We start from the raw sequence: 14,290 nt of genomic DNA on the forward strand, positions 1-14,290 counted from the left end.
TCTCACCTAATTGTGTCACTGTTAGGCTCAGAGGGCATCTCAGGTTTGGCTAACTACGGGCATTCCCCTGCTGACTACTTGCCGGTTACACGGTCCTTGAAGCGGCGGTAGCGGCGTCGCAGCAGGCTCACCAGGCTGGCATCGCTAATGGCGGCCTCGAGCCGCTCAAGACGCTCATTCTGCCCGTGCACAACGTCCAGCAGTTCCTGCGTTTTCCGGTCCAGGTGATCATGACGCTGGTGGAATTCATGGGATTGGCGGTCCTGGATCTTGGTCAGGTAAAGCAGGGCCCCCACACCATACTTATCCGCGTATTCCTTCAGGTAGCGTTCCCTGACCTGGAGGTCGTAGATGTGGTGCTCGGCCTCGCGGGCGAGAAAGCTGTTGCCCATGTCCCCTGTGGCTCCCGGGCGTTGGTTCCAGAATGCCAGGGGCTCACCATCAATAAAATCAATGGAGAAATGCGTGGCGAAACGCAGGTGGAATTCCCAATCCCCCACCGCGGCCAACGATTCGTCATAGTACCCAATCTGGGCGTGAACACTGCGCCTGTACAGGAAGGAGATGGGGACTCCACGGTTGAATCGAAGCAGGTCAAAGAGCGTTATCCCTGCAACCTCCGGGGAAAAAGGTTCCCGGCCCTGCTCCTCAATACGCCCATCCACCACCTTCTCGTAGACAATCTCCGTCCGGACCATCACACCCTCGGCGCCGGATGCATTCAGAGCGGCCACAGTGGTGGTCAGGAAGTCGGCACTCCACTGGTCATCATCGTCATGGATGACAATGAACGTTGACTCCGTGGTACGAATCCCCGCGTTGGATGCGGCCTCCATTCCCAATGAGTCCGCATGGTGCCGAACGTGAATGCGACCGTTGCCCTGCACGGCGTACTTCTCCACCAGCGCATCAACGGGAGCCTGTGCGCCGCCGTCGTTGACGATCACCAAGACCCAATCGCCATACTCCTGTTTCAGGACGTCCTGAATGGCGCGCTCAAGGAGCAGCGTGCGATTCTTGGTCCGCATCACAATGGCAACCGTTGCCGCGGGAGCCTGCTCCGCCGTGGTTACTTGAGTGTTCTCTGGTGCACCTGTCACGAGGGCTCCCTCCGGGTCAATTTTCCTGTAATCTTCCACGCCTTAGAGGCCACGCGGAACGCCTTCGAACCCAGCAACCGCTGCAGTTCTTCCCGGGCAGCAGCCGCCTCGCGGCCAGCCACCCGGCGCAAATCTTGTTCTCGTTGCAATTCCAGTTCCGCAATGGCCGCCCGCTTCCCCATCGGACTGGCCACCCGCCGAACGGCATCCGCGTCAGCACTCCAGCTCGTGGCGCCTTCGTAGGATGGTGCCGGCGCAATACTGGCCGGAGCCTGCGAGCGCTCGCCCCCCAGTGCACGTACGACGCCGTCCCACCAGTCTTGTGCCTCGGCTCGCCTCTGCTCTCCCAGGCTTTGCAGATGCCCGGCTATCGCCGAGCGTTGCTCCCACGCGGCCAGGGCCGCGGTCCGGAAGTCACCGTTGAGCAGAGAGGTGACGGGCAGGTTGAACTGCTCAAGTCCCCAGTTGCGGAGGGCGCCGGAGAGCCGGACGTCAGAATAGTGGTTGGGGCTGAGCGAAACAACCGGGATGCCGGCACCAGTGGCAAAAACTGCCGGATGGTAGCGGGAAGTGACCACCAAGCTGGCGCCAACGGTGATGGCGGCTGCCTCGGCTGCATCTAGAAGCTCAAGCTGCTCTATGTTCTCGCTATTCATGGCCGCTGCAATCATGCGGTGCGCCCACAGGTCCTGATCCCGAGATTCCGTGTCCGCCATATGTGGAATGAACACCACGCCGAGTCCGGAGACAGCCACCAGTTCATCAAGAACCGCGGCGATCTTCGTAAAGTACTCCTCCGCAGGCAAGGACCCGGTGCCGGGCGAGAAGGTGACGGCCATGTACGGCGCACGTCCGCCGTCGGCCATGGGATTGGCGAAGAAGGCGGCATCATCCAGGCCAGCCACCAACTGCTTCTGCGGCAGCCCGCCGTCGCGCGCCAGCTGGTGCGATGCGCTTTCCCTGACACCCACCAATTGGGCCGATTCCAACAGGGATTGCAACACGAGCCCGTCACTGGCTGTCAGTGTTGGGCCCAGGGTCTGTCCGGAAATGACCAGCGGTTTCTTGAAGTGCGCAGCCACCACACCCACGGCGGCACGCTCGTAGAGCAGCCACCCGTAGCTTGAGTTCATATTGCCCCCGCCGCAGATCAACACGGCGTCGGAACCTTCAATCAGGCGGATCAGGTCCCACACCTGGTCTTCCGGCGGCAGCGCTCCCCGCTCCCCCTGCAGGACCCGGGAAATCTCATCCAAATACGTTTCACGTTCCAGCGGCGGCCACGGGAAGGTAATGGTGGGTGCGGACGCAGTTCCGTACAGTTCCCTGGACTGGGCCGGATTGCGGGAAAGCATGACAACGTCAATGCCCCGGCTACCCAGCTCTTGGGCCGCTGCATGGCCCATGGCCTCGTCACCAACATGGTAAACGTGCTGGCCAATGTCGGCCAAGACTACTACCTTCAAGCTTTTGCTCCCTATCCCTGCGCTTCAAATGGTGCATGCACCATTGACCTCACAACCACCAATTATCCCAAGCTTTGGTGGGCCGCATCACCACTACAGTAGCGGCCCGCCAGAATGACGCCGGAATGCGAGTAATTGTCCGCATAAAGAGGGTGTCACACCGGAGATGTCCAGTGCCAGCCACGCTAGGCCCGGACACTTGTGCGTCCTAGCATCATTGCATGGATACAAACCAGCTTAACTTTGAACGTGTATGGCACGGCAGTCACAGACGCCAGCGGACCCTCGTGTGGCCCACATATGTTGCGGAACTGATTTTTGCCGTCTTCATCGGAGTCTTATTGGTCCTGGGAGTGACCGGGATCTAGCACCGTAGCCTGAATTTGAGGCTGAATTTGCCGGCTTGGACTAGTGCCTTATCCGCACCAGAGCCAGCGGCCCCCCACCGCCGAGGGGGCCAATTGTGTAACGTTCGTGTAACGTGTAGTGGAGTGGTTTGGCGCTGTTCGCAACTTCTGGGGAGAAACCGAACAGCAATTTGGCCTTATAGGGCCCCAACCACATCGTGTCTCATATGCATTGGCACCACCTGGTGCCATTGCATTTTTTGTGGCCTCAGCCCGTTAATCCGGGCGCCACATAAGACAATGTCCCCTACAGAATTTTGTTCATATTTCTATGAAATATCTTACCCACCTAATAATTCTCGGCGTCGTTTTGGCCCTTGGCGGAGCCATAGCCATTTCGGTCACCGGCGCTTCATCAGTCAACGCAGCATCCAACACATATTCTTGCCAGCAGCGGCCCAATCACGACAAGTGCTCTCCCTCAAAGAAGACTTGGAAGCCGTCTCCTGCGGCTAAGGCCACGGCCACTGCTAAAGCGACGCCTACCAAAACGGCGACGCCTACAAAGGCACCGGCTCCAACTGCTGCTCCAGTAGCTCCCGCAGCTCCTGTTGTAGCCGCACCAGCACCTGCTCCTGCACCCGTGCAGGCAGCACCCGTGGTGAACGCCGGCGGTTCCGGTGCATCTTCATACCCGATGCACACCAACATTGTCAGCACCACGTTCTGGGTTGGCGAAATCTTCAATGCCTCCCTCGCTGATGGCTCTCAGGTTTGCTCCACCTATGACGGCCAGTGGGCTTTCTCCCACACGGGCGTCAACCTGGGCACCACTCCTGATTCCGCAGACGGTTGCCCCGGCAGCATCTACGGAGGCTGCGATGGAGTGAGCACCGGTACCGGCACCAACTTCGCGTGCAAGACCGAAAAGCGCGACGCTTCCAATGGTTTCTTCCCGAAGAGCCAGCCCACACCGCTTCAAAACCCGTTCTACCTGGACCTGCCGTACGACGACGTCAACGACAGCACCGCGTTCAAGGAACGTTGCCAGGTAATCCCGTGGGCTGCAGCGGACAACGCTGCCACGGGCGTAAACCACTGTGCCGACTCGAACTACAGCTACATGAAGAACAGCTGGGTTAAGATCACCGGCCCCAACGGCAACACCTGCTACGGCCAGATCGAAGACGCCGGACCGTCTTCCGGTTCCCTGTACCACGATTCCAACTTTGTCTTTGGAAGCAATGATGCCCGCCCGGCGAACACCCAGTTCTCCGGTGACTCGAGCCAGGGTGCAGGCATGGATGTTTCCCCTGCCCTCAACGGCTGCTTGGGCTTTGCCTCTCTTGATGGCGATTCCGATCATGTTTCATGGCAGTTTGTGGACAAGGCCAGCGTTCCGGCCGGTCCTTGGCTGAACGTTGTCACAACCTCCGGTGTGAACTGGTAGTCACGGCAACACTTCACTCGTAAAACCCCAATGGGCGCGTGGAAATTTTTCACGCACCCATTGGGGTTTTGCTTTTAAGACTGTCCGTGACTGTGATCCCCGGCGGTACGCTCTGTGCCCGCCGTTGGGGGCTAACCCAAACACCCGTTGATTTTGATGAGAAAGCTTTCGGCAGCGCCCGCAAACAGATGTAGGCGTCCACTATCCGCATGAAGGGGAAGAAGGGCGCCATGAGCAAGTACAGGGGTTTCCGAACAGAGATAGTTGCCAATAGGGTCAGGATGAAATCCGGTATGAATACCCCAATCAGCAGATCCTGGGGACGTAGCAGCCCTGACAGAAACACCACTTCCGGCGATAGATCGCCTTGGCTCACCATCAACGCACTGACCATGGACAACAAAAAGAGTGGAATCAAGAAAACAAAGAAGATGCTGCTGAACACCAGTTCCAGAATGTGCAGTCCCATCACCAGCCAAAAGCGGCTAAAGCGCACCTTGTGGCGGCGTACCGTCTGCCAGAAACCAAGGATCCACCTGTGAACCTGCTTGCTGTAGTCAGTGAAAGTGTCCGGGTCTTGGGTGTATGCAATAGCCGCCTGCGGATGAAAGGCAATCCTGCCCAGCTGTTTCGCATGGATTTCAAAGGTCATGTTGAAGTCCTCAATGACCAGGCCGGGGGCCAGGATGTTGATATGCCGCAACGCGCTGGTGCGGTACATGCTGGCAAATCCGGGAACTATGGACACCACGTTGGCCGCACGCGCCGCCTGCCCGTACTTGAGCATCAGCTGCACTGCCACATAGAGCCGTTCACGGTAATAGACCAAAAACCGTCCAAACCAGGTGGGCGCTGGCGGATCCATGATGGACTTTGCCCGCCCGGCCACTGCCGCCACCTCTGGATCGTCAAAGAGTGGCAGGCCGGTTTCCAAATAGTCGGCCGCGGGCTGTGTGTCGGCATCGAGCAGCATTACCGCGTCAAACCGGTCACAGAGCTTGAAGTGTTCTATCCCGGCGGCCAATGCGCCAGCCTTGCCCCTGTTGGGGTCAAGTTCAAGTACATTGACTCCCACTCCCCTGGCAATGGCTGCTGTGGCGTCGGTGGATTTGTCGGAGATGATGTGAATATTCTTGTGCGGGACAAGCATGGAAACTGTCCGGATGGTATCGCTGATGACCAGCGCCTCATTGTGGGCTGCAATGATGACAGCCACCCGTGAGGGTACTATTCGCGGCGTGGTGGCCCGGTGCATGGGCCCGGCGTTCTGAGCCCAACGTTCCAGTATTTTGTGCCGATCTTTCTCATGTTCTCCCCGGCGGAATGGCATTCGGGCCAGAACCATTCCCAGCCAATCGGCCACCCCTGTTGACCTTTCCAGACCGGCCCGCAACAACCCCACGCTGGACCAGAAAATTGTACTGACGCCAAGAACCAGGATTATGTAAAAAATGATCACTGGGCGATCTCCCCTGTCGTGTCATACATTGTGTAGTCATCGGTGACGATCACTCCATTGGAAAAGAGATTGAAGCCAAAGCTCAGCGCCACGGCCCCTTCCGGGACTGGCGGGGTCACCCATGAGTAGCGAATCGGGTCCACGCCGGCCGGATAGTAGGGGCTGGCCGTCCAGTACGTCCACTTGCCCACCTTGTCCCGAACGTAGAGTTCAATCTGCGTCCGCTCAGTGGAAGTCAACGATGCGCCGAGGGTGTAAGTGTGCCCAACAATGACGCTGGGTGCACATTCACCCAAGTCCAGTGTCGGCAAAACCTTTGCATCACCTGACTCATAATCTGTCACCTGCAAATTTGCTCCAGTACTCCCGGTGGGGGCAGGTGCGAGCTTACTAAACCACGGCGTGTTCTTTCCGTAGGAGGAAGACTGCCAGCACTGGGGCAGATTCCAGGCTCCTGGCGTTTCCAGATCAGGATTTTGCAGCGCATTCACCCCCGGAGGTGCCGGAGCCTTCACGGGGCCGGCAACTACGGCACCCGCCTTTTTCCCGATCATTTCGTGCACCGTGCGAACTGATGTGCCATGGGCCGTACGGTCGCCCAACCAGGCGCAAAACGCCTCAAACACCTCTGCGTTGATGGGCTGTTTGTCGGGGCTGTCCTCCGTGACACCAAATACCAGCTGAAGCCAACTTCCCGTTGCCTCGCTGTCAGTGACGGCGGCCTGTAGATCGGCCAGTGACCACCGCCCGTCAATGTTCGCCGTGGCCCGGGTTGCAAACACATCCTGTGGAATGACGGTCTCGGCGGCGGCACAACCATCACAGCCAAATTTTCCCAACACTGTTCCGGTACTGCGGGCACTGTTGTAGCCGCACTCCATCACAATCTTTTGGGCTTCCGGGGTGACTTTCCCAAACGGGTAAGAGAATGAGCTGACCTTGAATCCCCACTCATTCAAGTTGACCCGGTCATCGCACACTTGGCGTTTGGCTTCATCCGCACCCACCACGGACAAATCGGCCAAGGTGACTGTGTGCCCGCCTATTTCCTGGCCAGCGTTGGCGAGTTCCTGAAGGTCGTTCCGGCTCATGTAGCCGTCTGCACCAACAAACCCGCTGTTGATAAAGAACGTCCCGTGCAGCCCATATTTGATGACTGTTCGCGCTTGTGTCATTTGCGCAGCCGTTCCGGAATCAAAGGTCAGACTGACGTTTGACAGAGTTGGCGGCCTCGTCACGATGGGGGCCGGGGCCTGCGGCTGTGCGTTGGAGGGTTCGGGATCGTCGGAGGCCGTCAGCGCTACGGCACCTGCAAAGCAGAGCATGATCGCAATGAGTGCGGCTATGGGCAAGGGACTCTTGCGCTTGGATGGCTTGGCTCGCCCAGCGCCATGTTTCGTGCTGCCACTTTCAACTCTTGGATCCACCTTAGCCCCCGGTTATCTTTCCCTGATTTTCTTCGCCGACTGCCTCCTGACGAACCGTTGGCCCGTGTATGCAATCTACGCATTGACTTGTGAGACCTGCCTCGGTGCATCCAATGGATTCACCGAATAATTCAGTCTATGAAGCCGTTATGCGCCGAACACGAGTAAGTACTACCTGTTTTTTCCCGCAAATGAACCCTCCGATGTCCGTAACACGTTCGATTACCCGCATAACTACTTGTCCAGGCGCATTTCCACACTCAGTAATTACATATTGTGAAACAGGCAGGGAACGCACCCCGCAGACCGCTACAATTGCGTAGGCCTCGGACGGTTTTACGATTTGAGACTGGGAATCAGGCGCAAACACGCAGGCCACAGCTGAGACCTTAGGAGACGCATTGACAAGCGGAAAGCATCTCCGGGGTCCATCATTGGCTCCGAACGTGCGGCGTATTGTGGCTGTGATCAGCTTTCTGCTTATCGCAGTGCTGGTGGTTGCCGGAATTTTTGTTTGGCGAAACCGGGCCATAGAAACAAAACCTTGGTTTGGCGGTTACGTTGATGTCACCTTGGCGCCGGCTCTCGCCTTCGAGACGCCAACATCCAAACACACCAAGAACGTATTGCTTTCTTTCATCGTGGCGGATCCTGCCAATCCGTGCGTACCCCATTGGGGTACGCACTACAGCCTTGACCAGGCAGGCACATCTCTCGATCTGGATGCCAAGATCGAAAAACTACGCGAGAACGGCGGCCACGCAGCCATATCCTTTGGTGGAGCTGCCAGCACGGAACTTGCCACATCCTGCACTGACCTCCCAACCCTGCAAAACGCCTACCAAAGCGTAATCGAGCGTTACGAGGTCTCCACTGTGGACTTTGATATTGAGGGCGAAAATCTTCTGGATTCGGTTGCCGGCGAACGGCGGGCCCAGGCAGTGGCCCAGGTGCAAAAAGACCGCGCCGATCGGGGCAAGCCGTTGGATGTCTGGCTCACCCTGCCGGTCTCTCCTCGTGGCCTCACCGATGATGGCGTGGCCGAGATTGAACAAATGCTCAGCAAGGGAGTGGATCTGGCAGGGGTGAACATCATGACCATGAACTACGGGGCCAGCCGGGTTCAGGGTCAGAGCATGCTTGAGGCGTCCGAGGCTGCTGCCGTTGCGGCGCACTCACAAGTGGGCATCATCTACCAGCGTGCCGGATTTGCGCTGGACGATGCGGCGGCGTGGGCCAAAATCGGTTTGACGCCCATGATTGGAATCAACGAAATTACCACTGACGTTTTCGATGTGCAGGATGCCATCCAATTCGCGGAATTTGCCCGATCCAAAAACGTTGGGCGAATGTCCCAGTGGTCCAACAACCGGGACACCCAGTGCACCACGGAAAGCCTGAACCCCGCCATCGCCCCACACACCTGCAGTGGAGTCAGTCAGGACAACGGGGATTTCAGCAACATCCTTGGTGAACCATTCACGGGCCGGTTCAGGTAAGGCGTTTAGTTGTTTACCTGACTGGTGGTTACAGTGGTCCGCCAAGGCCCTGCAGGCACATCAGCTTCATCCACAAACTGCCAGCTGAGCCTGTCATCTTCGCCGTCCAGCTCACTGAAGCCAAGGCACCCGTTGATGGCCGGTGAAACATCCATTCCTGCACCGTTGAAGTTCTTGTTGACCGGCCGGGCATCATTGGAGCCAAAAACATACTCGGCGTCATGATATTGTCCCGGGCCGGCGTCTTCTATCTGGCCGTAGCAAACTCGATCGTTCATCACGAGCTTGACCCAACGGTTCTTCATATAACTGAAATTCCTGTTCGTTGCCTGGCCGGCATATTCTGGCTCGTTTGCCCACGGGATCACCGTGGAACGCTCGGCAAACGCCTTCGGATCGTTGACGTCGTCGTACGGTAAATCCAGATAAAAAGGATTCTCTTTGGGAGTCATCGAGGTGGGCATATAGCCATTGGCGGCCGTCCTGGGCTCGGTGCTGCACTCGGGGGTCAAAACTCCGTCGCAGCCGCCGTAGCTGGCTTCCCAATCATTGTCATAGGTCGAATACACTTGGCTTCCATCCGCCGCCGTGGCATCGAAAATTTCTCCGACCCAGAACGTGGTGGCCACAATGTCTCTGTGCCACGGATAGTTGCCGCCCTGTGCAAGGCTTTCCTGGTGCGAGCAACCTGACGCCATCAGGAGCACCAGACCACAGGCAAGGAGCCCTGCAAACCCCGTACTACGCCGACTCCGCCGGGGTTGTTCGGGTGTGGAAGCTGGCCCGGAAATCGTGGCATTCACTTGTTTCCTGTCCTAAGCGTTGTCAAACGAACTGTGTTATCAAACGAACTGCGGGTTTGGTGTGAGGGAAGACTACTACCTCGACGCCAAACCCGCAGCTGTTATGTTGGTGAATTTCCGCTAGCCCTTCGGGAAATTCTGGTTGTAGCGGTAAACGAACGCCGCCATGGCATCACGGGCGATGGGCTGTACTGGCTTGAACAGATTCCCGTCATATCCTGTGGTGATTCCGGTAGCCGCCAGCCACCTGATCTCGTTGTAGAACTGGTTACTGGGTGCAACGTCCACAAACGTTGGAGCGTTGGCAGGAACGGCTGGTTTGCCGTTCATCCGGTAGAGGAAGGCTGCCACTGCATCACGGTTGACGGGGCCAAACGGGCGGAAGGTTCCATCCCCGTAACCCGTGGTGATTCCGGCGTCGAACAGCCAGTTCACTTCCTTGTAGAACGGTCCAGTGGATGGAACGTCCGTGAAGTGTGAGACTGCCGGAGGCGTATAAGCGGGGCTGCCGGCCAGACGGTACATAAAGGCGGCCATGGCGTTGCGGTCGATGTTCTGCAGCGGCCGGAAGGTGCCATCCGAGTAGCCCGTGGTGATCTGGTTGTCGGATGCCCAGCTGACTTCCCTGTAGAACTGCGACGTTGAGGGGACGTCCGTGAAGGCTCTCACAGTTGTTGTGTCATACAGTTCATAGTCATCGGTGATGAGCGTTCCATTGGCAAAGATGTTCAGGCCGATCGAGATGGCTGTGGCTCCTGCCGGAACGGCCGGGGTGGTCCAGCTGGCCTGTGCCCATTCAGTGGGCGAAGCCACGAACCACGGACTGGCGGTCCAGTAAACCCAACTGCCCAGACCGGTGCGGTAGTAGGCCTCAAACTGGGTCACGCCGGTGGCCTTGTACCAGGCCTTGGCCAAGTACGTATTTCCGGGTGTGGCGCTGGGTGCACACTGCCCCAGATCCATCTGCTGCAGGAACTTCGCGTCACCGCCGACGTAGTTGGAAAGCCCAATCTGCCGTGCAGCCGTTGCCGTTCCGCCGTGCCCTGGTGAAACCGCCGTGTAGACCGGTGTGTTCACGCCGTAGGATCCGGGAGCCCAGCAGTTTGGATACGGTGAATCGTTAGGGCCAGGTGTTTCCATGCTGGGGTTCTGAATCAAGTTTCCAAGGGTGCGGGGAGCCGGTGCGGCCGGTCCTGCCACCGTCGGCTTGGTAGTGCCGCCGATGACTTCCTTGACCGTCTTGACAACAACCGTTCCGGCCGTGACCTGGCCGGCGAGCCAAGTGGAGAATTCCTGAAAGAGTTCGGTGGAAACAGTCAGTGGATCAGCAACACCTGAGGACGGATCAACGCCGGTGCCAATGTGGTGGAACGTGTACTGGATCCAGCCGCCACCATTGGTGTTGGCGTCGGTGACCAGGTTTTGCAGGTCAAGGAGGGTCCAGGTGTTGTCCACCTGATCCGGAGCCCCCGTCACATAGGGGTTCGCTGGCGGAATGTTTTCAAAGAAGGGGAAGGTTGCCGACTCCGGAACCTTGCTCCTGATATCGCCCAAGCCTCGGGCTGAGTTGTAGCCACACTGCTGCACGATTGACTCGACGGCGGCGTTCTCTGACGCGAACGGGTAGGCGAAGTTCTGGATGTCCAGGCCCATGGCCGTCAGGTTGACCCTGTCGTTGCAGACCTGTCGAGTGACTTCATCGACATTCATGGTTGTCAGATCCGGGTGCGTAACCGAATGGCCGCCAATCTCGTTGCCAGCGGTTTGGAGGCCCAGGACATCGGTCACATTCATGTACCCCGGTACGCCAATGTAACCCGACGGGGTGAAGAACGTGCCCTTCATGCCCAAGCCATTGATGAATGATGCTGCCGGCACCTGGTCGGCATTGGCGTCATCGAAGGTGAGGGTGACGGTGGTGGGGATTGCGGCCTGTGCGGCGGGTGCCACGAAGCCGATCACGGAAGCGGTGAGCGCCAACGTCAACCCAATGACGAGTGCGCGACTTTTGTGGAAGGTGGAGGGAGTGGTTTCTCGGATGGGACGTGCATTGGAGACCATGGCCTTGCCCTTTCTTTCTGGCTCTATGTTCACGGTTTTTGTCGATTCCTTGAATTGGTGGAAATCCTAGTGCGACAGTCCCCCGCCGCTGTCTTTCCAGGGACGAAAATTAATTCGAGGCCACCTCCACTTTCCTGCTAGCTGGTTCCGGGGCCGTTGAGCGACGCTGCTCATCGGCAACGCTGAGGATGATCTCATCCAGGGTGGTTTTGGGATCAAAGCCAACCAGTGCCCGTGACTTGGAGTTGTTCGGGACCCGGCGGCGCATGTCCTCAAAGCCTGCGGCATAGGCCTGTTCGTAGGGGACAAAGATGATCTCGCTGGAGCTGTCCAACAGTTCAACGATGCGCTGGGCCAGGGACAGGATGGAGATTTCGTAGGACCCGCCGAGGTTGAAGGCGTTGCCATAGGCGCTTGGTTCCGCCGAGATCCGGGTTATGGCCGGCACGATGTCTCCAACGAAGGAGAAGCACCGGGTCTGCAAGCCGTCCCCGTACACGGTCAGTGGTTCGCTGGCCAGGGCCTGCTTGATCAACCGCGGCACAACCATGCCGTATCGGCCGGTTTGGCGCGGTCCCACCGTGTTGAACAGGCGGACAATGGCAACCCGCAAACCAAATTCGTGCCAGTAGGAGTATGCAAAAGCCTCGTCGATTCCCTTTGCCGCCGCGTAGGTCCACCGGGACTTAAGCGCTGATCCGAGAATTCGATCTGACTCTTCATCGAGACTGTCGGAAACGTTCTTTCCGTAGATTTCGCTCGTGGACGCCAGCAGAAGGCTTGCCCCCGAGTTGAGTGCCGCGTCCAGAACCACTTCGGTGCCATGGATGTTGGTGCGCAGGCTCTCCAGCGGGTGATCCACAATCAGTGTCACACCAACTGCGGCTGCCAAGTGAAAGACCCTGTCGGCGCCCTGAACCAAATTCTCCACGGCCACCTTGTCCAGGATATTTCCCTCGGTCAGATGGAACCTCGGGTGATCCAACACGCCCTGAAGGTTTTCGATCCGCCCTGTGGAAAAGTTGTCCAGTACGGATACCTCGTCGCCTTGGGCCAACAGGTGCTCAACCAAATGGCCACCTATGAACCCTGCCCCGCCGGTAATTGCTGTTTTCATCTCAAGTCCTTCCGTGCAGTGATGGATAGTCCAGAAATCTCTAAAGCCTGACGATGTTCTTTGCCGGCGCCAGCTGATAGGTGGTGTCCAGGACAACTGGAACGTCCTCAAGCCAGCTCAGGTCCACGCCGGTGTGCCGGGTGTGCACGATCACCACATCGGGATGCCATTCCGCCGGGTTCTCGATCGAGACCAACACTCCGCCCTTGCCGTCGGGAGCCGTTGGGCACCAGTGGTCCACATAGGCCACATCGGCGTCCTCAGCAGCGAGGGCCGCGATGATTTCCAAGGCAGGAGACTCACGGAGATCCTCGACGTCGGGCTTGTAAGCCACACCCACGATCAAGATCTTGGCAAAGCTGACCCGGTGGTCGCGGTCCGAAAGAATCCGGCGGGTCCGTTCCACAACGTGGTGGGGCCTGCTGGCGATGCCGGCCATGGCGCTCTCGATCACGGGGCTTCCCATCCTTGACTTACGCAGCTGCCACAAGAGGTAGTGCGGGTCGCAAGGAATGCAATGCCCGCCAACGCCGGGTCCGGGCGTGAAACGCATGAACCCGTACGGCTTGGTCGAGGCGGCGTTGATGACGTCGATGACCTCAATGTTCAATTCCTGGCAGATATCAGCGAACTCGTTGGCCAACGCAATGTTGACCGCGCGGAAGGTGTTTTCCACCAGCTTCGTCATTTCCGCGGCATCCGCCGACGGGACAACATAGACGGACTTGGTCACCGTCTTGAGCAGGTCTTCAGCCACCTTGCCGCAGGTTTCCGTAACTCCGCCAACAACCCGGGGCACATCTTCATGAGAGAAGGAGTCCACGCCTGGGTTGATTCGCTCCGGAGAAAAGGCCACGAAGATGTTGCTTCCTGCGATCAGACCGCGCTCGGCCAGTGGCTGCGCCAACATGTCCCGAGTGGAACCAACATAGGTGGTGGAGGTCAGCATGAGCAGCTGGCCGGCCACGGCGTGTTCCACCACTGCAGCACAGGCCGAACGGAGGATGCTCAGGTCAGGGATCAGGTAAGGGTCCACAGGCGTCGGAACGCAGACAATCACTGCGGCGGCCTGGGAAACCAGTGACAGGTCAGAGCTGATGACGAAATTCGGATCATTCAGGGCTTCGCTCAGGCGGACCTTGTCCGAATCCAACAGGTCAGCCTGCTGGTTGCGGATAGTCGACAACCTCCGCTCTGAAACATCCAGACCTACCACGCGCCGGCCCGAGGTGCTGATTGCCAGTGCTGTAGGCAGCCCAACGTATCCAAGGCCCACGATCGCAACATCGAACCTGAATTCTCCGCTGTCTTCCGGCATTGCCGCGGGTTGGGCATCGCTATCGCGAAGCCATTCCGTTTCAACAACACCGGTTTGATCAGCGGTATCCTGACCTTGCGTCTGGGCAGCGAAAACCATCTCAAGCGTTTTGTCCTTAATAATGTGCACCATTATTCTCTTGCTCCCCTATTGTTTGTAATACGTCAAATGATGGAATCCGGTTACCTAACAAGTAACCGTGGACGACGGCCTCGAGAGTGACTTGCGCTTGGCGCATCTGCT

General features: G+C 58.1%; 11 protein-coding genes. 3 read left to right on the top strand and 8 right to left on the bottom strand.

Going from position 1 to position 14,290, the window contains the following annotated elements; all coding sequences use genetic code 11:
- Nucleotides 1–74: 74 nt before the first annotated feature.
- Both BLV41_RS09945 and BLV41_RS09950 read right to left on the bottom strand, forming a co-directional pair.
- Complete coding sequence (locus BLV41_RS09945) at nt 75–1,100, bottom strand: glycosyltransferase family 2 protein (RefSeq protein WP_074711535.1); 1,026 nt, start codon at nt 1,098–1,100, stop codon at nt 75–77.
- Nucleotides 1,097–2,566 (bottom strand): polysaccharide pyruvyl transferase family protein, encoded by a 1,470-nt coding sequence (locus BLV41_RS09950; RefSeq protein WP_139244285.1) that lies wholly within the window; start codon nt 2,564–2,566, stop codon nt 1,097–1,099. The genes BLV41_RS09945 and BLV41_RS09950 overlap by 4 nt, the downstream gene beginning before the upstream one ends.
- A gap of 221 nt (nt 2,567–2,787) precedes the next feature.
- Here BLV41_RS09950 and BLV41_RS22060 point away from each other — a divergent pair, with 221 nt between their 5' ends.
- Together BLV41_RS22060 and BLV41_RS09955 are read left to right on the top strand one after the other, a co-directional pair.
- Entirely contained in the window at nt 2,788–2,934 is a 147-nt protein-coding gene (locus BLV41_RS22060) for a hypothetical protein (protein WP_157884019.1), read from the top strand.
- A 310-nt stretch (nt 2,935–3,244) separates the two neighbouring features.
- The gene (locus tag BLV41_RS09955) at nt 3,245–4,363 is read left to right on the top strand and encodes a hypothetical protein (RefSeq protein ID WP_074711537.1); all 1,119 of its coding nucleotides are present in this window, start codon (nt 3,245–3,247) and stop codon (nt 4,361–4,363) included.
- A 49-nt stretch (nt 4,364–4,412) separates the two neighbouring features.
- On the opposite strand, the gene BLV41_RS09960 is transcribed toward BLV41_RS09955, so the two are convergent.
- Together BLV41_RS09960 and BLV41_RS09965 are read right to left on the bottom strand one after the other, a co-directional pair.
- Nucleotides 4,413–5,822 carry a glycosyltransferase family 2 protein gene (locus BLV41_RS09960; protein ID WP_044574152.1) on the bottom strand — a complete coding sequence of 470 codons (1,410 nt, stop codon included), beginning with the start codon at nt 5,820–5,822 and terminating at the stop codon, nt 4,413–4,415.
- Nucleotides 5,819–7,174: a polysaccharide deacetylase family protein gene (locus tag BLV41_RS09965; protein ID WP_139244287.1), complete on the bottom strand. Its 1,356-nt coding sequence runs from the start codon at nt 7,172–7,174 to the stop codon at nt 5,819–5,821. Before BLV41_RS09965 ends, BLV41_RS09960 begins: the two co-directional genes overlap by 4 nt.
- A 521-nt stretch (nt 7,175–7,695) precedes the next feature.
- On the opposite strand from BLV41_RS09965, the gene BLV41_RS09975 reads away from it, so the two are divergent.
- Nucleotides 7,696–8,748, top strand: coding sequence for a chitinase (locus BLV41_RS09975; protein WP_139244289.1), 1,053 nt, complete (start codon nt 7,696–7,698; stop codon nt 8,746–8,748).
- Nucleotides 8,749–8,753: 5 nt separating this feature from the next.
- On the opposite strand, the gene BLV41_RS09980 is transcribed toward BLV41_RS09975, so the two are convergent.
- The 4 genes from BLV41_RS09980 to BLV41_RS09995 form a co-directional block, all read right to left on the bottom strand.
- A complete protein-coding gene (locus BLV41_RS09980) occupies nt 8,754–9,551 on the bottom strand; it encodes a FecR family protein (RefSeq protein WP_244516833.1) in 798 nt (265 codons plus the stop codon).
- A 120-nt stretch (nt 9,552–9,671) separates the two neighbouring features.
- Nucleotides 9,672–11,645 carry an S-layer homology domain-containing protein gene (locus BLV41_RS09985; protein ID WP_074711540.1) on the bottom strand — a complete coding sequence of 658 codons (1,974 nt, stop codon included), beginning with the start codon at nt 11,643–11,645 and terminating at the stop codon, nt 9,672–9,674.
- Nucleotides 11,646–11,721: 76 nt separating this feature from the next.
- A complete protein-coding gene (locus BLV41_RS09990; protein WP_074711541.1) occupies nt 11,722–12,729 on the bottom strand; it encodes a GDP-mannose 4,6-dehydratase in 1,008 nt (335 codons plus the stop codon).
- A 40-nt stretch (nt 12,730–12,769) separates the two neighbouring features.
- Nucleotides 12,770–14,179 (bottom strand): nucleotide sugar dehydrogenase, encoded by a 1,410-nt coding sequence (locus tag BLV41_RS09995; protein WP_244516835.1) that lies wholly within the window; start codon nt 14,177–14,179, stop codon nt 12,770–12,772.
- Between the last annotated feature and the right edge of the window lie 111 nt (nt 14,180–14,290).

Origin of the sequence: Arthrobacter alpinus (assembly GCF_900105965.1) — a bacterium.
Classification (GTDB): Bacteria; Actinomycetota; Actinomycetes; order Actinomycetales; family Micrococcaceae; genus Specibacter; species Specibacter alpinus.

Bases quoted from the DNA above. Each gene is read 5' to 3' on its own strand.
- BLV41_RS09955 (WP_074711537.1), top strand. From the start codon at position 3,245: ATGAAATATCTTACCCACCTAATAATTCTCGGCGTCGTTTTGGCCCTT.
- BLV41_RS09995 (WP_244516835.1), bottom strand. From the start codon at position 14,179: ATGGTGCACATTATTAAGGACAAAACGCTTGAGATGGTTTTCGCTGCC.
- BLV41_RS09990 (WP_074711541.1), bottom strand. From the start codon at position 12,729: ATGAAAACAGCAATTACCGGCGGGGCAGGGTTCATAGGTGGCCATTTG.
- BLV41_RS22060 (WP_157884019.1), top strand. From the start codon at position 2,788: ATGGATACAAACCAGCTTAACTTTGAACGTGTATGGCACGGCAGTCAC.